Raw genomic sequence first — 17,269 nt, 5'->3', positions numbered from 1 at the left:
GTCAGGCCACTCCACACAGCTGGCGCAGGCGCGCGGTGTCCAGGTGGTTTTCCACCAGGTCGGCCAGGCGCTCGATGTCGCGTTCGCGCAGGGCCTGGTAATCGATGCTCTGCACGTCCTCCAGGCCAGCCCAGCGCAGCAGCGCCGCACACGACTGGCTGCCTTCGAACAGGCCGTGCAGGTAAGTGGCCAGCACCTGGCCGTCGGCACTGACAGCACCATCGCAACGGCCGTCGGCAAGCTGCACGGCAGGCTGCTCCAGGGCAGGCCCGCGGGTGACGCCGGCGTGAATTTCATAACCGGCAACCGGAGCTGCTTCAAGGCTCAGCGTACCGGCAACGTTGCGCAGTTGCTTGTCGGCTTCGAGCACCGTGGCGTAATCGAACAGGCCAAGCCCGGGGCTCGAGCCGGCAGCGCCTTCGAGGCCGAGCGGGTCATGCACTTCGCGGCCAAGCATCTGCAGGCCGCCGCAGATTCCGATCAGCTTGCCGCCATAGCGCAGGTGCCGCTCGATGGCCTTGTCCCAACCGCGTTCGCGCAGTTGCGCCAGGTCGCCGCGCACGCTTTTCGAGCCTGGCAGGATGATCAGGTCGGCAGCCGGGATCGGCTGGCCCGGGCCAACGAACTGCAGGTCCACTTGCGGGTGCAGGCGCAGCGGGTCGAAGTCGGTGTGGTTGCTGATACGTGGCAGCACCGGGACGATTACCTTGAGCACGCGCCCGGCCTTGGCCGCCTGGCGTGCATCGATGCCGTCCTCGGCTTCCAGATGCAGGTCGCTGACATACGGCAGCACACCCAGCACCGGCTTGCCGGTGCGCTGCTGCAGCCAGTCCAGCCCCGGCTGCAGCAAGGCGATGTCACCGCGGAAGCGGTTGATGACGAAGCCCTTGACCCGCGCCTGTTCGCTGGGCGACAGCAACTCCAGCGTACCCACCAGGTGGGCGAACACGCCGCCGCGGTTGATGTCGGCGACCAGGATCACCGGGCAGTCCACCGCTTCGGCAAAGCCCATGTTGGCAATGTCGCCGGCACGCAGGTTGATTTCCGCTGGCGAACCCGCGCCTTCGACCATGACCACCGGCCAGGCAGCGCTCAGGCGTTGGTGCGAGGCCAGCACCGCCTGCATGGCGATGGCCTTGTACTCGTGGTACGCCACCGCGTTCATGCTGGCGACGGCACGACCATGAATGATGACCTGGGCGCCGCTGTCGCTGTTGGGTTTGAGCAGCACCGGGTTCATGTCGGTGTGCGGCTCCAGCCGGCAGGCCTGGGCCTGCACTGCCTGGGCCCGGCCGATTTCACCGCCGTCGGCGGTCACTGCGCTGTTCAGCGCCATGTTCTGCGGCTTGAACGGCACCACGCCGACACCCTGGCGCAACAGCCAGCGGCACAGCGCAGTCACCAGCGTGCTCTTGCCCGCGTCGGAGGTGGTGCCTTGCACCATGAGGGTGGTCATGCCGTTTCCTTCTGATAGGCCGCCAGGGCCTGGGCCAGGCGCAGTTCATCTGCTTCACAGGCAGGCAGCCCCAGGCGTATCGCCGGTGGCTGCTCGAACAGGCGTACCAGGATGCCACGGCGGGCGAGAAAATCATGCAGTTGCGCAGCGCGCTCGCAGCGCACGTACTGGAACAGGTCGCAAGCGCCGCTGGGCGCCAGCCCGGCGTGCTCCAGCATCGCCGCCAGGCGCCGACTCGCGGCGGCACAGCGTTCAACCTGCAGGCGCTGGCTGGCGTGGTCAGCCAGGCTGGCCTGGGCCAGCACCCGGGTCGGGCCATTCACCGTCCATGGGCCAAGCAACTCGGCCAGGCGCAGCAGCAGGCTGCGTTCGGCGGCAACAAAGCCCAGGCGCACGCCCGCCAGGCCGAAGAACTTGCCGAAGGAGCGCAGCACGATAAGGCCCGGGCGCTCGGCATGGCCAATCACACTGTCGGCCGGGGTGTTGTCGATGAACGCTTCGTCGACCAGCAGCCAGCCATTGCGGGCCGCCAGGCGCGCGTGCCAGGCCAGCAGGCGTTCTGCTGGCACGCGGTGGCCGGTTGGGTTGTTCGGGTTGACCAGCACCAGCACGTCGAGGCTGTCGAGCGCCGCCTCGACCTTGGCTTCGTCCAGCTCCAGCAACTGGTGCCCCGCCCGCTGCCAGGCGTACGGGTGCTCGGCATAGCACGGGGCAAGCACCCCCACCCGGCAAGCGCTGCGTAGCAACGGCAAGGCCTGGATCGCGGCCTGGGAACCGGCTACCGGCAGCAACTGCCCGGCGCCGTAATAGGCGCGCGCCGCCTGTTCCAGGCCGTCCTCGGTTTCTGGCAGGCGAGCCCAGGCCTGCAGCGGAATCGGCGGGATCGGGAAAGACCACGGCGCAATGCCGCTGGAGAGGTCCAGCCAGTGTTCCCGGGCGATGCCATATTGCCGCACTGCACGGAGCAGGCGGCCACCATGTTCAAGCATTGATGTAAGCCCCCAGGCAGATCACCAGCAGCCACAGCCACACCCCGCGCTGCACCAGGCCCCAGCCACGCTCGATGGCCTCGGCATCGGCCGCTGGCCCGTCCCCCAGGCGCGGTCGCTCGTGCAGCTCACCGTGGTACACCGCCGGCCCACCCAGCTCCACGCCCAGCGCGCCCGCACCGGCGGCCATCACCGGCCCGGCGTTGGGGCTGTCCCACAGCGGGCCCTGCTGGCGCCAGCAGGCCAGGGCCAGGCGGGTCTTGCCCAGCAGTGCATAGGTCAGCGCCACCAACTTGGCGGGCATATAGTTGAGCACGTCGTCGACACGCGCCGCGCACCAGCCGAAGCGTTCGAAACGTTCGTTGCGGTAGCCCCACATGGCGTCCAACGTGTTGCTCAGGCGATACAGCACCACGCCCGGCGCGCCGGCCACGACGAACCAGAACAGTGCGGCGAACACCGCATCGCTGCCGTTTTCCAGCACCGACTCGGTAGCCGCGCGGGCCACGGCGGGCTCGTCCAGCTCACGGGTTTCGCGGCTGACCAGAAAACCCACGCGGCGCCGCGCCTGTTCCAGGTCACCCTGGCGCAAGGCGTTGGCTACCGGCAGCACGTGTTCGCCCAGGCTGCGCAGCCCGACGGCGCAGTACAGCGCCAGCACGTCGACCAGCCAGCCGATATACGGCAACCAGGACAGGATCAGGGCCACCAGGGTCAACGGGACCACCGCCAGGAACCATGCGCTCACCCCGTGGCTGCGCCAGCCGCGCCCAGCGGCATTCAGGCGCCGCTCGAGGCTGCCGGCCATGTTGCCAAAGGCCACCAGCGGGTGGCGCCGCTGCGGCTCGCCCAGCAAGGCATCCAGGGCCACTCCGGCCACGGTCAGCAAGGCCACGCTCATGGGCGCTCTCCCCATTGGTTCTCGAACAGCATTTCGCTCAAGGGCCGTTCTTCAGCCCAGTTTTCCAGCACCAGCATCGGTGCCGGGTAGAACTCGGTCACCGGGCCCAGGCACAGCACCGCGACCGGCTTGGCCCCGGCCGGCATGCCCAGCAGCGCGGCCAACGCCTGGGGGTCGAACAGCGACACCCAGCCCATGCCCAACCCTTCGCCACGGGCCGCCAGCCACAGGTTCTGGATGGCGCAGGCCAGCGAGGCCAGGTCCATTTCTGGCAGGGTGCGGCGGCCGAAGATATGCGGTTCACGGTTGTCCATCAGCGCCGCCACCAGCAATTCGGCGCAGTCGTTGATGCCTTCCACCTTCAGCTGCATGAAGGCGTCGGAGCGTTCGCCCAGGGCCTCGGCGGTCCGCACCCGTTCGGCCTCCACCAGCGCCTGGATATCCGCGCGCAGGTCACGCCGGCTGATGCGGATGAATCGCCAGGGTTGCATCAGGCCTACGCTGGGTGCCTGGTGCGCAGCCGCCAACAACCGCCCGAGCAGTTCCGGGGCTACCTCGCCACCGGCGAAATGGCGCATGTCGCGGCGCTCGCCAATGGCGCGGTAGATCGCGGCGCGCTCGGCGTCGCTGTAAGCGTGTTCATTCATGGTTGCAACAGCGCCGCCACCGCGCCTGGGTTGGAGGGGAAGTAGAAATGCACGTAGGAAGCCGTCAACCGCCCCAGGCGGTATACCGCTTCATTGCCGCGCCCACCGTTGGGGCTCAGGCCACGGGCGATCGGCTCCAGCGCGGTACGGGTCAGCGAATGGTGATAGGTGTGCCCGCGCAAGGTGCCTTCGGGAAGTTCCACCGCCTGCAGCGCCAGGGCCGCCAGGCGCTTCTGCATGGTCGCTTCGCCGGGCAGCAGGCCGAGCAACTCGGCACGCTCGCCTGCCACGTCGGTCAGGGCATCGAGTAGGTACAGCATGCCGCCGCACTCGGCCAGCAACGGTTTGCCCTGGGCGTGATGAGCCCGGATCGCCGCGTTCATCGGCACATTGGCGGCGAGGGCGTGGTGGTGCAGCTCCGGATAACCACCCGGCAGGTACAGGCTGTCCACCGTCGGCAGTTCGCGGTCATGCAACGGCGAGAAGAACTCGAGTCGTGCGCCAAGGTTGCGCAGCAAATCGAGATTGGCGCCATAGATGAAGGCAAACGCTTCGTCCCGCGCCACGCCGATACGCACGCCCGCCAGCGAGGCGGTGCCGGCGCACGGCGCGGGCTCGGCAAACGCCACCGGCGGTGGCAAGGCAGCATCGCAGCTTGCGCCGAGTGCTTCGGCAGCGGCGTCGAGACGGGCATCCAGGTCATTCAGTTCACTGGCCTGGACCAGCCCCAGATGGCGGCTGGGAAGTTCGATGCCGCGCTCGCGGGACAAACCGCCATACCAGCGCAAGCCTTCGGTCAGGCTACCTTCGAGCAATTGTGCGTGGCGCAGGCTGCCCACCCGGTTGGCCAGCACACCCGCGAAAGGCAGATCGGCCTGGTAGCGTGCCAGGCCCAGGGCCAGGGCACCGAAGGTCTGGGCCATGGCCGTGCCGTCGATCACCGCCAGCACCGGGACACCGAAGTGACGGGCCAGGTCGGCGCTGGACGGGGTACCGTCGAACAGCCCCATCACCCCTTCGATGAGGATCAGGTCGGCCTCGGCGGCTGCCTCCCACAACAAACGGCGACTCTCCTCGGCACCGATCATCCACAGATCCAGCTGGTAGACCGGCGCACCGCTGGCCCGTTCGAGGATCATCGGGTCGAGGAAATCGGGCCCGCACTTGAACACCCGCACCTTGCGCCCGAGGTTGCGGTGCAGGCGGGCCAGGGCGGCGGTGACGGTGGTCTTGCCCTGGCCGGAGGCCGGTGCCGCGATCAATACGGCAGGGCAATGACGGGGCTGGCTCACAGTTCGACGCCCTTCTGTGCGCGGATACCGGCCTGGAACGCGTGCTTGAGCATGCCCATCTCGGTCACGGTGTCGGCCAGTTCGATCATTTCCGGCTTGGCGGCGCGGCCAGTCACGATCACATGCTGCATCGGCGGGCGCGCCTGGATGTCGGCCAGCACCTGGTCAAGGTCGAGGTAGCCATGCTTGAGGGCGATGTTCAGCTCATCCAGCACCACGAACTGTACGCCCGGGTCCTGCAGCAACTGACGCGACACGGCCCAGGCTGCTTCGGCGGCGGCAATGTCGCGTTGGCGGTCCTGGGTTTCCCAGGTAAAGCCCTCGCCCATCACGTGGTAACGCACCTGCTCCGGAAAGCGCCGGAAGAACAGCTCTTCGCCGGTGCTGTTGCGGCCCTTGATGAACTGCACCACACCGCACTGCATGCCATGGCCCAGGGCGCGCGCGAGCATGCCGAAGGCCGAGCTGCTCTTGCCCTTGCCATTGCCGGTCAGCACCAGCAGCAGGCCGCATTCGTTGGGGGAATTGGCGATACGTTCGTCGATGATCGCTTTCTTGCGCTGCATGCGCGCCAGGTGGCGTTCGTCGCGTTCGGTAGTCTCGCTCATCAGGGTTCTCCGCTGGCTGGCACCCCGGCAACGCGCGGCGACAGGTAATAGGCGGGCAAACGGAGAACGCGCAGGAGCCATGGCCGTCAGCCACGGTGCACCGCGCATCACCCTCCGTGATGCCGTTGGCAGTATCAGGCCGGTCTCCGGGCTTGTGAGCGGGCCTCGGCCCAGGCCTGCGCGCCTTCCCGGGTGCTGGCACCCAGTGGCCCTGCGCGGCCGCGTCTCACCTACCGTTGCGGGGGCAGCGCCGGACTTGCACCTGGCTGGCGCTCACCGGCTTCCCAGTTTCACCCTGCCCAGACAGCGCTGGCAGGACACCTGAAACACGCGCGAAGGTTAGTGGGTTGCATCAGGAGCGTCAATCGAAGCGGGCTGCTTTGCAGGCGAACAGGTACCGCCCGGGTAATGGCCAATTCAGCGGGTTGTGCTGTACTGCACTCAGTGATATCAGATAGCCATCATTTGTAGCCAAATGCGATTACAACAACAACAGGAGAGTGCCGCATGCGAGGCCAGATCATCAGAAACCCGCGCCTTGAGTTTCTAAGCCCTGTGCTGGAGCGCTGGGTTGACTGCATTGACCGTTTCAACCAGTTTGCTGGTGATGCCGAAGCGCCGCACTGGCATGGCGCAGCGGCCAATGCCGGGTTGTTGGCCGCGGCGGCTTGGCAGGCCGAGCTGGCGGCGCTGCAGCAGTTTGCGGGGAAGAAGCAGCGTGATGAAGGGGAATTCGAAGGGCGCTGCGACCTGTTGATCCGCGGTGCCGACGAAGCGTTGTACCTCAGTGTCAGCCAGCGCTGGCCAAAAATTGCCCGGCTGGACATGGCGGGGCCCCTGCAGCAGACCGCCGCTGTTGCCCACCAGGTAGCCGGCCCCAGTCAGTTGAGGGCTGGGGCGCTCTTCGTCAGCCCATGGAAGGCTGGCCAGCATGCCAGCCCGGAGGAACTGCAGGACTTGGTCGACGACTTGCAGAAACACACCGCTTGCGCGATTGCCTGGTACTTCCCGTATGCCTTGCGCAAGCTGCATAACGATCTGGGGCAGTATTTTCCGGGTGTAGCGCTGCTGATCAAGCAGGTTTGATCTGTACTGATCTCAGCCGGAAAGCAGCATTCGGCCCAACGCAGGGAGTGGAGCTGCGTCCGGTAACCGAGTTCTGTGGGTACGCCCTGCGCCACGAGGTGCCTGTCAGCCGTTCAGCTCAGAGACATACTCTCGCTCTCGCTCTCGCTCTCGCTCTTGCTCTTGCTCTTGCTCTTGCTCTTGCTCTTGCTCTTGCTCTTGCTCTTGCTCTTGATCTTGATCTTGATCTTGATCTTGATCTTGATCTTCGCGACTTCAGGAGGCCGAACGCAGGCCTTGCGGAGGGAGGTGACGGGCATGGATGCCCGTCAAGCGCTGAGGCCCCATGGATGGGGCCTGCAGCGCGTCCTCCCGGGAGCAAGGCCGGAGTGAGGGAACCCCGGAGCGCAGCGCAGGGGCCGGATGATGGGAGCGCAGCGTTTTTTGGTTACTTTTTGCCGCGTTTGGCAAAAAGTGACTCGCCGTAAGGGCGAAAAGGTGAGTCAGCGTCGTCATCGCCAATGGACTTTGTGCGCGATAAAAACCAGCGTTATCCCGCTTTAATCTTTTCGCTTTTCGCTTTTCGCTTTTCGCTTTCAAGCGTGGGCTTCAACAATGAGGTCAACATTCATTTTCAAAGGCGGCGCTTCGTCACCTTTCCGCCCTTACGGCGGGTCACTTTTTGCCAAACGCGGCAAAAAGTAACCAAAAAACGCTGGCTCCCATCATCCGGCCCCTACGCTGCGCTCCGGGGTCCCCTCGCTACGGGCTTGCTCCCGGGAGGACGCGCTGCAGGCCCCATCCATGGGGCCTCAGCGCTTGACGGGCATCCATGCCCGTCACCTCCCTCCGCAAGCCCTTCGCTCGGCCTCCTGAAGTCGCATTCGGCGGCGCCTGAACTATCGCGCGCTTAAAAGCAAAAGCAAAAGCAAAAGCAAAAGCAAAAGCAAAAGCAAAAGCAAAAGCAGCATCAGCATCAGCATCAGCATTAGTTGAATGGTTGCCGGAACCCGAGGCACTTCGCCGATTTCTCAGTTCCATAGGCCTTCTCCGGAGAATTGCCGTCCATGAAACACCTGATGCCCTGGCTGTTCGTCGCCAGCCTGACCGCCTGCGGCGAAACCGCTCTGTTGGATGTACACGATGGCAGTGGCCCTACCCCTCAACTGCCTGCTCCAACCAAGACGATCCTGCCCACCGTAAATATCGCCCCAGCAGTGGGATGGCCCAACGATGTCAAGCCTGAAGCAGCACCAGGCACTCAGGTGAAAGCGTTCGCCAGCGGTTTGGACCACCCCCGCTGGCTTTTTCTACTGCCCAACGGCGACGTCCTGGTAGCCGAAACCAACGCTCCTCCCAAGCCCGAAGACGCCAAGGGTCTGCGTGGCTGGGCGATGCAGAAGGTGATGAAACGCGCAGGCGCAGGCGTGCCCAGCGCCAACCGCATTACCCTGCTGCGTGATGCCAATCATGACGGTATCGCAGAGATCCGCAGTACTTTCATCGAAGGCCTGAATTCACCGTTCGGCATGGCATTGGTGGGCAAGGACTTCTACGTAGCCGATACCGACAAGTTGCTACGTTTCCATTATGAGCCAGGGGCAATGCAGATCACCGGCGAGGGTCATGTGGTGACGGAGTTGCCCGGCGGCCCGCTGAACCATCACTGGACCAAGAATGTGATCGCCAGCCCCGACGGCAAGAAGCTCTATGTCACGGTGGGCTCCAACAGCAACGTGGGTGAAAACGGCCTGGACAAGGAGCAAGACCGTGCCGCGATCTGGGAAGTAGACCCTGCCAGTGGCCAGCACCGCCTGTTCGCCACCGGCCTGCGCAACCCCAACGGGTTGGCCTGGGAGCCACACAGCGGCGTGCTGTGGACGGCGGTCAATGAGCGCGACGAGATCGGCAGCGACCTGGTACCGGACTACATCACTTCGGTGAAGGAAGGTGGCTTCTACGGCTGGCCCTATAGCTATTACGGCCAGCACATTGACGAGCGTGTGCAACCACCTGACCCCGACAAGGTGGCCCAGGCGCTGGTACCAGACTATGCCGTGGGTCCACACACGGCATCGCTGGGGCTGACGTTCGCCGAGCCAGGTGGGCTACCAGCGCCCTTCGAACAGGGCGCATTCGTTGGTCAGCACGGCTCGTGGAACCGCAAGCCGCACAGCGGCTACAAGGTGATTTTCGTGCCGTTCGACGCATCGGGAACACCCTCGGGGCAACCCGTAGACCTGCTCACCGGGTTTCTCAATGCCCGTGGCGAGGCCATGGGGCGCCCGGTGGGGGTGATCAATGACGGGCGCGGCGGAGTGCTGGTAGCCGATGATGTCGGCAATGTGATCTGGCGGGTGAGCAAAGCCCGATGAGCCCTGCCAGGTGTGAACCAGCGCCGGCACCTGGCGCGCCCCTACAAGGAGCGCGCCAGGCTGGCATTCACGGATTCTGCGCCAGGTGGCCCGAAGGGATCACCCGCTTGGCCTGCAGATAGGCCTTGGCCCAGTAGCTGTTGGACAGGTAGTCCAGGCGCACCGTGCCGCCTGTGGAAGGTGCATGCACGAAGCGCCCCTCCCCGACATAGATGCCGGCATGACTGACCTGCGAACCACCACCGGTGGCAAAGAACACCAGGTCACCGGACTGCAGCGACCCGGCATCGACTGTCGGCGCCCGCATGACAATCATCTCTCGCGTCGAACGCGGCAAGCTGATGCCAGCCGCATCCCGGTAGACATACTTGATCAAGCCACTGCAGTCGAAGCCGGAGTCCGGGGTATTGCCGCCCCAGCGATAAGGCGTGCCCACCAGGCCGATGGCACGTATCAACACGTCGTCGGCGATTGGCGATGGGCTGGGCTGACTGTAGGTGACCTGTGGTTGCACCACAGGGGCCGGCGCAGGCGCGCGGCTGGAGCAGGCAGCCAGCAAGGCCGCCAGGGAGATCAATGCGAAGCGCGCCATTTTTACCATGGCCAGAACATCCTGTCTGAGGTCGCGGGGCCGCAGCCGAAAAGAGTTGAGAATTTAGATTAGACGCTTTCTATAAATGCGCACGGCGGCGAGCTTTTTTCAAAGCATCGCCGCCGCGGCAGGGTACATCATTTTGCTATCAGTTGCGCGCGATATTGGTCGGCGCCATGGCCAAGGCACGCTTGGCTTCGATGAAGGTCTTGCTCCAGTAGCGGTCACCGAGGCTGTCGATGCGCACGCCACCGCTGCGGCGGCTGCTGGAGTGGATGAACTGGTTGTCACCCAGGTAGATGCCGGCATGGCTGACGCGGCCACGGCCGTTGGTGCTGAAGAACAGCAGGTCGCCTGGCTTGAGCTTGTTGCGCGCCACTTTCGGGGCATCGACGTTGATCATTTCCCGCGTCGAACGCGGCAGGGTCACGCCCGCCTCTTCGCGGAACAGGTAGCCGATGAAACCACTGCAGTCGAAGCCGGATTTCTCCGAGGTGCCGCCGAAGCGGTAGCGGGTGCCGATCAGCGACATGCCACGCTCGAGAATGCTGTCAGCCAAGACTGGCAACTGGTAAGGCTTGCTGCTGGAGAACGCCTCCAGGTCATCTTCGGTGGCCAGCTCTTCCGGCTCGCCGAATACCGACGAGGACGAGGCTTTGGCCTTGAACGCCGATTCTGCGGCGATCGGGGTGTGATCCTGGGGCTGCTGCTCGGAATGAGAAGCCGGGCCATGGGCCGCACAGCCAAAAAGCAGGGTCATGAGTGCGAGTGGCACGAGGGGTGCGAAGCGCTTCAGCATGGGCACGACCGTGTCTGTAATCCTTTAGAAGGATGAGACTATGCCCTCTATCATGGCCATTTGCAAATTTTATCGAAAAAGATGTGACTTTTTTGTTTTGCCGCTCTGGCCCAGCGTTTTCGGCACTTACCAGCCCAGGGTTTCCTTGAGGAACGGGATGGTCAGCTTGCGTTGCGCCTGCAACGAGGCCTGGTCGAGGCGTTCGAGCAGGTCGAACAGGGCGCTCATGCTGCGTGCGCCACGGGTAAGGATGAAGTGGCCGACTTCGTCGGTAAGGTGCAGACCGCGGCGCGAAGCACGCAATTGCAGGGCGCGCAGCTTGTCTTCGTCGGACAGGCCACGCATCTGGAACACCAGGGCCAGGGTCAGCCGCGACTTCAGGTCGGGCAGCTTGATCGGCAGCTCGCGCGGCGACGCCGAGGCCGCCAGCAGCAGCCGTCGACCGCTGTCACGCAGGCGGTTGAACAGGTGGAACATGGCCTCTTCCCAGTCAGCCTTGCCAGCGATCACATGCAAGTCGTCGATGCACACCAGTTCGTACTGGGCCAGGTAATCGAGCAACTCGACGCCGCGGTCGAGCAATTGTGCCAGGGGCAGGTACACGGCAGGCTCGCCGCGTTGCTGGAAGCGGTGGGTGGCAGCCTGCAGCAGGTGGCTACGGCCAACACCCTGCTTGCCCCACAGGTAGATAAGGCTCTCGGTCCAGCCGGCGTCGGCTTCGCATAGCCGCTCGACGTAACCCAATGCCGCAGCATTGGCGCCCGGATAGTAGTTGATGAAGGTGGCGTCATCGCGCAGGCGCACACCCAGGGGCAACTGGATCGGTGGTTTCATGCTCGCGGGCGGTCGCAGGACCGCAGGGGGCCTTTGGTGAACAATCTGCAAAGTCTATACCCGCAACGCGGGGTGCACAATCGCGGCAACGGATAGCACAAGCAAAATCAAGGAGTTGCGTGCCAAATAGGGTCTGCGCGGCGTGTAGGAGCGGCCTTGTGTCGCGATGGGCTGCACAGTAGCCCCAGGATCTTCGCTCAAGCACAAATAGCCGGGGCTGCTGCGCAGCCCATCGCGACACAAGGCCGCTCCTACAAGGGCCTGGCTTCAAAGCTCCGGGTCCACGCCCCCGGCGTACATCTCCGATTCCTTGTACAGGTCATGCACATGCCGCAGCAACACCATGATCACCGCCGCCACCGGCAGCGCCAGCAGCACGCCGGTGAAGCCGAACAGTTCACCGCCGGCCAGGATGGCGAAGATCACCGCCACCGGGTGCAGGCCGATGCGGTCACCCACCAGCAAAGGCGTCAGCACCATGCCTTCCAGCGCCTGGCCGACCATGAACACCGCAACGATGCCCAGCATCGGGTACCAGTCGCCACCGAACTGGAACAGGCCCGCCACCAGGGCCGCGCCGATGCCGATGACGAAGCCCATGTACGGCACGATGGCCGCCAGCCCGGCGAGCATGCCGATCAGCAGCCCCAGCTCCAGCCCCACCAGCATCAGCCCGGCCGAATAGATGACCCCCAGGGCCACCATCACCATCAATTGCCCGCGCACGAACGCCCCCAGCACTTCATGGCATTCGCCCGCCAGGCCCATCACTTGCGGCTCGCGCTGGCGTGGCAGCAGGCCACGCAGCTTGGCCATCATCAGGTCCCAGTCGCGCAGCAGATAGAAACCCACTACCGGAACCAGCACCATGTTGGCCAGCCAGGCCATCAGCGCCAGCCCTGAAGCAGTGGCGTGCGACAGCAGCATGCCGACCATATCGGTGGTCTGGCCCATGTGGCTGCCGATGGCGGCCTTGATCCGGTCGAATTTCCAGAAACCGTCAGCCAGGCCCAGGCGGCTCTGCACCCAGGGCAGGGCCACGTGTTCGAGCCAGTCGAGCATCTGTGGCGCCAGCTCGTAGAGGCGCACTAGCTGCTTGGCCAGCAGCGGCACCAGCACCAGCAACAAGGCCAGCAACAGCAGGGTGAACAAGCCGAACACCACGATCACGCCCCAGGTGCGTGACAGCCCCAGGCGTTCGAGGCGATCGACCAGCGGGTCGGCCAGGTAAGCCAGCAGGATACCGATCAGGAATGGGGTGAGGATGTTGTGCAGGCTATAAAGCAGCACGGCAACCAGCAAGGCAATGCCCAGCCAGATCCAACGACGTACGTCGGTCATGGTATGTGCATCCCCTTACCAGCGAAAACGCAGGCCGTCGAACGGCGCCAGCGCAGGCTGGGCCGGCGCGGCGGCTGGCACACCCGCCCCCGCGGCCGCAGCTGGCGGGGCTGGCAACGCCGGTGCCTGTTCGGCCGGTAGCTCCTGCAGCCTGGCCAGGCCAAGCTGGGCCCGCAGCTGTTCGCGGTTGGCCGTCACCGCATAGGTCAGGGTGCTGCCCTCGGCCATCTGCAGGCGTGGGCCGTAGGGTTCGAGCACACGTGCCAGCTCGGCGTAGCGCTGCAAATTCATCCCCTGCACCTGCACCTGCAACTGGCTGCTGGCGCCGGGGCGCGTGACGTAGCGCGGCGCCAGGCGGACGCTGACCGCCTGCATCACGGCGTCGGCCAAGGCTGCCGGGTCGGCGCCCTCGGCGGTGCCTTGCTCGCGTTGGTCGCCCAACCACAACTGCCATTTGCCTTGCCACTTGCCGTCGGCTTCGCGAGCATGCACCGCCAGCAGGGCATCGGCGCCGTAGCGCTCGGATGCTTCGCGCAGCGGTGCCGGGTCGCCGCCCTCGATATGCTCGGCGTTGGCCACCAGTTGCTCCTGCAGGTCGGCCAGCGGCAGGCGCAGCGGCAAGCCACGGTGCTGGGCGGCGCGGCGCAGCGGTTCGGCGCTGGCCTGGCCGTCGCCAACCAGGCTGCTGCCTTCGGCACTGTCGTTCAGCCACCAGCCAAGGACCGATGGCCGGTTGCTGCCCCACAAGGCCAGGCCGGCCTTGCGTAGGGCCCGCTCGGTACTGCCGGGGTCGAACTCGACCAGCACCGACTCGGGTGGCCCGGCTTCGCTGGCGACCTGGTTGATGATTTGCTGCGGGTCCTTGCGCAGCTCGGCCAGTGCCGGGTTCTGTGCCGCCTTGGGGTCGCCGGTCAGGCGCAGCACCAGGGTGTCGAGCGCCTTGGCGGTAGCCGCTGCGCGGGCTTCGGCGCCCGGCCCGGTGACCGGTTCGCGTACCTGGTAAAGGCCAGCGACATTTTCAGCCTGGACGGTGGCCGAGATCAGGGCCAGGCAACCGGCTGCCAGAATATTGAACAAACGCATGGAGGATTCCTGTCCAGTCGAGCATCAGGCCGCAAGCCTGATGCTGCAAGAAAAAGCAGGCCGAGCGCCAGGCTGGCGTGTCGCGCAGCGTGAAGCCCGTTGCTTGCAGCTTATACATATGCAACCGCATCAACCACCCTCAGGCTTTTTTCAACAATTACCGCCCTGCCCGTCGGCCTGAGGATGGCCGCTGCCCGGCAACCCTGATAAAATCGCGCGCCTTCACAGACCACTGACGTTTCAGGCAGCCGCCGCCTACCAGCCGGCCTTGGCCGTCATGGTCGTTTTTTTAGAATCCCTCCCTCCTAAAGGCCTGGATCAATGAGCAAGCAACCCTCCCTGAGCTACAAGGACGCCGGTGTAGACATCGACGCCGGCGAAGCACTGGTCGAACGCATCAAGGGCGTGGCAAAACGCACCGCACGCCCTGAAGTCATGGGTGGCCTGGGCGGCTTCGGCGCCCTCTGCGAGATCCCGGCCGGCTACAAGCAACCGGTGCTGGTCTCCGGCACCGATGGCGTCGGCACCAAGCTGCGCCTGGCGCTGAACCTGAACAAGCACGACAGCATCGGCCAGGACCTGGTCGCCATGTGCGTCAACGACCTGGTGGTGTGCGGTGCCGAGCCGCTGTTCTTCCTCGACTACTATGCCACTGGCAAGCTCAACGTCGATGTCGCTGCCACCGTGGTCACCGGCATTGGCGCCGGTTGCGAACTGGCTGGCTGCTCGCTGGTCGGCGGTGAAACCGCCGAGATGCCGGGCATGTACGAAGGCGAAGACTACGACCTGGCCGGCTTCTGCGTCGGCGTGGTGGAAAAGGCCGAGATCATCGACGGTTCCAAGGTCGCCACCGGCGACGCGCTGATCGCCCTGCCCTCCTCGGGCCCGCACTCCAACGGCTATTCGCTGATCCGCAAGATCCTCGAAGTGTCCGCCACCGACATCGAGAACACCCAGCTGGACGGCAAGCCGCTGGCCGACCTGCTGATGGCGCCGACCCGCATCTACGTCAAGCCGCTGCTGCAGCTGATCAAGAACACCGGCGCGGTCAAGGCCATGGCCCACATCACCGGTGGTGGCCTGCTGGACAACATCCCGCGCGTACTGCCGGCCAACTCCCAGGCGGTCATCGACGTGGCCAGCTGGCAGCGCCCGGCGGTGTTCGACTTCCTGCAGGAAAAAGGCAACGTCGACGAGCATGAAATGCACCGCGTGCTGAACTGCGGCGTCGGCATGGTCATCTGTGTCGCCCAGGACCAGGTAGAAGCTGCACTGAACGAACTGCGCGCCGCCGGCGAGCAGCCATGGGTGATCGGCCACATCGCCGAAGCCGCCGAGGGCGCTGCCCAGGTCGAGCTGCAGAACCTCAAGGCACACTGATGCCAAGCAAGACCTGCAATGTAGTGGTACTGCTGTCGGGCTCCGGCAGCAACCTGCAAGCGTTGATCGACAGCTGCCAAGGCCAGGACAGCCCGGTATGCATCCGCGCGGTGGTTTCCAACCGCGCCGACGCCTACGGCCTGCAACGTGCTGCGGCAGCCGGCATCGACAGCGTCGTGCTCGAGCACACCCAGTTCGACAGCCGTGAAGCCTTCGATGCCGCGCTGATGGCGCGCATCGACGGCTTTGCCCCGGACCTAGTGGTGCTGGCCGGTTTCATGCGCATCCTCAGTGGTGACTTCGTGCGTCACTACCAGGGCCGCCTGCTCAATATCCACCCGTCGCTGCTGCCCAAGTACAAGGGCCTGCATACCCATCGGCGGGCGCTGGAGGCAGGCGACGCCGAGCACGGCTGCAGCGTACACTTCGTGACTGAGGAACTCGATGGCGGCCCATTGGTCGTACAGGCTGTAGTGCCGGTGGCGTCTGACGACACCGTCGAAAGCCTGGCCCAGCGGGTACACCGCCAGGAACATCTGATCTACCCGCTGGCGGTGCGCTGGTACGCTGAAGGGCGCTTGCGTCTTGGCGAACACGGCGCATTACTGGATGGCCAACCCCTGGCGGCCAGCGGTCACCTGATTCGATCCTAGGAGAATTTATGCGTCGCGCCCTGCTCTTGGCTCTCGCCGTGCTCGCCCTGCCCCTCCAGGCAGCTGATCTGAAGCCTTTCTCGGCCAGCTACACCGCCGACTGGAAGCAGCTCCCCATGAGCGGCACCGCCGAACGCAGCCTGGTCAAGAATGCCAACGGTACCTGGGACCTTAACTTCAAGGCCTCCATGATGATCGCCAGCCTGACCGAGCAAAGCACCCTGCGCATGGACAACGATACCCTGCTGCCGCAGCAGTATCACTTCGAGCGCGGCGGCCTGGGCAAGGCCAAGAAGGTCGACCTGAACTTCGACTGGAACGCCAAGAAGGTCACCGGCAGCGATCGTGGCGATGCCATCAACCTGCCGCTGAACCGTGGTGTGCTGGACAAGTCGTCCTACCAGCTGGCCCTGCAGCATGACGTGGCTGCTGGCAAGAAGAGCATGACCTACCAGGTGGTCGACGGTGACGAGATCGACACCTACGATTTCCGCGTCCTGGGCACCGAAAAGGTCACCACCAAGACCGGCCAGGTCGATGCGGTGAAGGTCGAGCGTGTACGTGACCCTAGCCAGAGCAAGCGCATCACCGAGCTGTGGTTCGCCAAGAACTGGGATTACCTGCTGGTGCAACTGCGCCAGGTCGAAACCGATGGCAAGGAGTACGTGATCGTGCTGCAGGATGGCACGGTCGATGGCAAGCCGGTCAAGGGCAACTGAGCCGCACTGCCTGAAGCACCCGAAGCCCCGCCTTGAGCGGGGCTTTTTTCTGCCTGCCTTGCACCGACGCCTGTAGGAGCGGCCTTGTGTCGCGATGGGGCGCGCAGCGGCCCCAGGATCTTTGCCTTGACGCAAGATTGCCGGGGCCGCTCTGCGGCCCATCGCGACACAAGGCCGCTCCTACAAAAGCGCAGCAGCAGGCCCAGCGGCTGTTGATGAAACTTGTTTCATGGCGGTTTTATTTACTTAGCCTGCTAACAAACTCTATAAAGAGGACGTGCGACAGCTTGTCGCAGCCAACTCAAGCAGTGGAGTTTACCGATGACAGTCCAAGTAACCGAACGCGACGAATCGAAAATGTCCCACGAAGGCCTGGCCGCTGGCGTGCGGATCTGGGATGTGCACCAACAAGGCCAACTGGTAGGCATGTTCCACAACGAGCACGAAGCGCACCAGTACCGGGCCGAGCTGGAAAACCTGGAAAACCAGCGCACCACGCAGTGACCCCGCTACCCATGAAAAACCCCGCCAAGGC

Annotated in this window: 18 protein-coding genes and 1 riboswitch; of the genes, 6 read left to right on the top strand and 12 right to left on the bottom strand. The window is 64.8% G+C overall.

Annotated elements, in window-relative coordinates:
• Position 1: 1 nt before the first annotated feature.
• Genes HG549_RS06400 through cobO form a run of 6 tightly spaced genes read right to left on the bottom strand, consistent with a single transcriptional unit; the run spans position 2 to position 5,893 of the window.
• Positions 2-1,456 (bottom strand): cobyric acid synthase, encoded by a 1,455-nt coding sequence (locus HG549_RS06400; RefSeq protein WP_170028730.1) that lies wholly within the window; start codon positions 1,454-1,456, stop codon positions 2-4.
• The gene (gene cobD, locus HG549_RS06395; protein WP_170028729.1) at positions 1,453-2,445 is read right to left on the bottom strand and encodes a threonine-phosphate decarboxylase CobD; all 993 of its coding nucleotides are present in this window, start codon (positions 2,443-2,445) and stop codon (positions 1,453-1,455) included. The genes HG549_RS06400 and cobD overlap by 4 nt, the downstream gene beginning before the upstream one ends.
• Positions 2,438-3,346: an adenosylcobinamide-phosphate synthase CbiB gene (cbiB, locus tag HG549_RS06390; protein WP_170028728.1), complete on the bottom strand. Its 909-nt coding sequence runs from the start codon at positions 3,344-3,346 to the stop codon at positions 2,438-2,440. Before cbiB ends, cobD begins: the two co-directional genes overlap by 8 nt.
• The gene (bluB, locus tag HG549_RS06385) at positions 3,343-3,993 is read right to left on the bottom strand and encodes a 5,6-dimethylbenzimidazole synthase (protein ID WP_170028727.1); all 651 of its coding nucleotides are present in this window, start codon (positions 3,991-3,993) and stop codon (positions 3,343-3,345) included. The genes cbiB and bluB overlap by 4 nt, the downstream gene beginning before the upstream one ends.
• Positions 3,990-5,285: a cobyrinate a,c-diamide synthase gene (locus HG549_RS06380; RefSeq protein ID WP_170028726.1), complete on the bottom strand. Its 1,296-nt coding sequence runs from the start codon at positions 5,283-5,285 to the stop codon at positions 3,990-3,992. The genes bluB and HG549_RS06380 overlap by 4 nt, the downstream gene beginning before the upstream one ends.
• Positions 5,282-5,893: a cob(I)yrinic acid a,c-diamide adenosyltransferase gene (gene cobO, locus HG549_RS06375; RefSeq protein ID WP_170028725.1), complete on the bottom strand. Its 612-nt coding sequence runs from the start codon at positions 5,891-5,893 to the stop codon at positions 5,282-5,284. Before cobO ends, HG549_RS06380 begins: the two co-directional genes overlap by 4 nt.
• 119 nt (positions 5,894-6,012) lie before the next feature.
• Positions 6,013-6,233, bottom strand: a riboswitch (cobalamin riboswitch).
• 167 nt (positions 6,234-6,400) lie between these two features.
• Between cobO and HG549_RS06370 the strand changes: the two genes are divergently transcribed.
• Positions 6,401-6,979 carry a hypothetical protein gene (locus HG549_RS06370; protein ID WP_170028724.1) on the top strand — a complete coding sequence of 193 codons (579 nt, stop codon included), beginning with the start codon at positions 6,401-6,403 and terminating at the stop codon, positions 6,977-6,979.
• 113 nt (positions 6,980-7,092) lie between these two features.
• On the opposite strand, the gene HG549_RS06365 is transcribed toward HG549_RS06370, so the two are convergent.
• Entirely contained in the window at positions 7,093-7,278 is a 186-nt protein-coding gene (locus tag HG549_RS06365) for a hypothetical protein (protein ID WP_170028723.1), read from the bottom strand.
• A 747-nt stretch (positions 7,279-8,025) separates the two neighbouring features.
• On the opposite strand from HG549_RS06365, the gene HG549_RS06360 reads away from it, so the two are divergent.
• Positions 8,026-9,333 (top strand): sorbosone dehydrogenase family protein, encoded by a 1,308-nt coding sequence (locus tag HG549_RS06360; RefSeq protein ID WP_170028722.1) that lies wholly within the window; start codon positions 8,026-8,028, stop codon positions 9,331-9,333.
• A gap of 67 nt (positions 9,334-9,400) precedes the next feature.
• On the opposite strand, the gene HG549_RS06355 is transcribed toward HG549_RS06360, so the two are convergent.
• The 5 genes from HG549_RS06355 to HG549_RS06335 form a co-directional block, all read right to left on the bottom strand.
• Positions 9,401-9,934: a C40 family peptidase gene (locus HG549_RS06355; protein WP_170028721.1), complete on the bottom strand. Its 534-nt coding sequence runs from the start codon at positions 9,932-9,934 to the stop codon at positions 9,401-9,403.
• 139 nt (positions 9,935-10,073) lie between these two features.
• Positions 10,074-10,724, bottom strand: coding sequence for a C40 family peptidase (locus HG549_RS06350; protein WP_170028720.1), 651 nt, complete (start codon positions 10,722-10,724; stop codon positions 10,074-10,076).
• 126 nt (positions 10,725-10,850) lie between these two features.
• Positions 10,851-11,558 carry a DnaA regulatory inactivator Hda gene (gene hda, locus HG549_RS06345; protein WP_003252443.1) on the bottom strand — a complete coding sequence of 236 codons (708 nt, stop codon included), beginning with the start codon at positions 11,556-11,558 and terminating at the stop codon, positions 10,851-10,853.
• A 267-nt stretch (positions 11,559-11,825) separates the two neighbouring features.
• Complete coding sequence (locus tag HG549_RS06340; protein ID WP_170028719.1) at positions 11,826-12,899, bottom strand: AI-2E family transporter; 1,074 nt, start codon at positions 12,897-12,899, stop codon at positions 11,826-11,828.
• Between the two features lie 15 nt (positions 12,900-12,914).
• Positions 12,915-13,982, bottom strand: coding sequence for a DUF2066 domain-containing protein (locus HG549_RS06335; RefSeq protein ID WP_170028718.1), 1,068 nt, complete (start codon positions 13,980-13,982; stop codon positions 12,915-12,917).
• 321 nt (positions 13,983-14,303) lie between these two features.
• Here HG549_RS06335 and purM point away from each other — a divergent pair, with 321 nt between their 5' ends.
• The 4 genes from purM (at position 14,304) to HG549_RS06315 (ending at position 17,238) form a co-directional block, all read left to right on the top strand.
• On the top strand, positions 14,304-15,362 hold the full coding sequence (gene purM, locus HG549_RS06330; RefSeq protein ID WP_170028717.1) for a phosphoribosylformylglycinamidine cyclo-ligase: 1,059 nt from the start codon (positions 14,304-14,306) through the stop codon (positions 15,360-15,362).
• A complete protein-coding gene (gene purN, locus HG549_RS06325; protein ID WP_170028716.1) occupies positions 15,362-16,015 on the top strand; it encodes a phosphoribosylglycinamide formyltransferase in 654 nt (217 codons plus the stop codon). Before purM ends, purN begins: the two co-directional genes overlap by 1 nt.
• A gap of 8 nt (positions 16,016-16,023) precedes the next feature.
• Positions 16,024-16,734: a DUF3108 domain-containing protein gene (locus HG549_RS06320; RefSeq protein ID WP_170028715.1), complete on the top strand. Its 711-nt coding sequence runs from the start codon at positions 16,024-16,026 to the stop codon at positions 16,732-16,734.
• 321 nt (positions 16,735-17,055) lie between these two features.
• The gene (locus HG549_RS06315) at positions 17,056-17,238 is read left to right on the top strand and encodes a hypothetical protein (protein WP_170028714.1); all 183 of its coding nucleotides are present in this window, start codon (positions 17,056-17,058) and stop codon (positions 17,236-17,238) included.
• Positions 17,239-17,269: the final 31 nt, after the last annotated feature.

The organism is Pseudomonas sp. SK (genome assembly GCF_012975065.1).
Classification (GTDB): Bacteria; Pseudomonadota; Gammaproteobacteria; order Pseudomonadales; family Pseudomonadaceae; genus Aquipseudomonas; species Aquipseudomonas anuradhapurensis.
This window is presented reverse-complemented; position numbering and strand designations above follow the sequence as displayed.

Coding starts and splice junctions, on each gene's coding strand:
- HG549_RS06360 (WP_170028722.1), top strand. CDS start 8,026: ATGAAACACCTGATGCCCTGGCTGTTCGTCGCCAGCCTGACCGCCTGC.
- HG549_RS06335 (WP_170028718.1), bottom strand. CDS start 13,982: ATGCGTTTGTTCAATATTCTGGCAGCCGGTTGCCTGGCCCTGATCTCG.
- HG549_RS06315 (WP_170028714.1), top strand. CDS start 17,056: ATGACAGTCCAAGTAACCGAACGCGACGAATCGAAAATGTCCCACGAA.
- HG549_RS06370 (WP_170028724.1), top strand. CDS start 6,401: ATGCGAGGCCAGATCATCAGAAACCCGCGCCTTGAGTTTCTAAGCCCT.
- HG549_RS06350 (WP_170028720.1), bottom strand. CDS start 10,724: ATGCTGAAGCGCTTCGCACCCCTCGTGCCACTCGCACTCATGACCCTG.
- HG549_RS06365 (WP_170028723.1), bottom strand. CDS start 7,278: ATGCCCGTCACCTCCCTCCGCAAGGCCTGCGTTCGGCCTCCTGAAGTC.
- cobD (WP_170028729.1), bottom strand. CDS start 2,445: ATGCTTGAACATGGTGGCCGCCTGCTCCGTGCAGTGCGGCAATATGGC.
- purN (WP_170028716.1), top strand. CDS start 15,362: ATGCCAAGCAAGACCTGCAATGTAGTGGTACTGCTGTCGGGCTCCGGC.
- purM (WP_170028717.1), top strand. CDS start 14,304: ATGAGCAAGCAACCCTCCCTGAGCTACAAGGACGCCGGTGTAGACATC.
- hda (WP_003252443.1), bottom strand. CDS start 11,558: ATGAAACCACCGATCCAGTTGCCCCTGGGTGTGCGCCTGCGCGATGAC.
- cbiB (WP_170028728.1), bottom strand. CDS start 3,346: ATGAGCGTGGCCTTGCTGACCGTGGCCGGAGTGGCCCTGGATGCCTTG.
- HG549_RS06400 (WP_170028730.1), bottom strand. CDS start 1,456: ATGACCACCCTCATGGTGCAAGGCACCACCTCCGACGCGGGCAAGAGC.
- HG549_RS06340 (WP_170028719.1), bottom strand. CDS start 12,899: ATGACCGACGTACGTCGTTGGATCTGGCTGGGCATTGCCTTGCTGGTT.
- HG549_RS06355 (WP_170028721.1), bottom strand. CDS start 9,934: ATGGTAAAAATGGCGCGCTTCGCATTGATCTCCCTGGCGGCCTTGCTG.
- HG549_RS06320 (WP_170028715.1), top strand. CDS start 16,024: ATGCGTCGCGCCCTGCTCTTGGCTCTCGCCGTGCTCGCCCTGCCCCTC.
- cobO (WP_170028725.1), bottom strand. CDS start 5,893: ATGAGCGAGACTACCGAACGCGACGAACGCCACCTGGCGCGCATGCAG.
- bluB (WP_170028727.1), bottom strand. CDS start 3,993: ATGAATGAACACGCTTACAGCGACGCCGAGCGCGCCGCGATCTACCGC.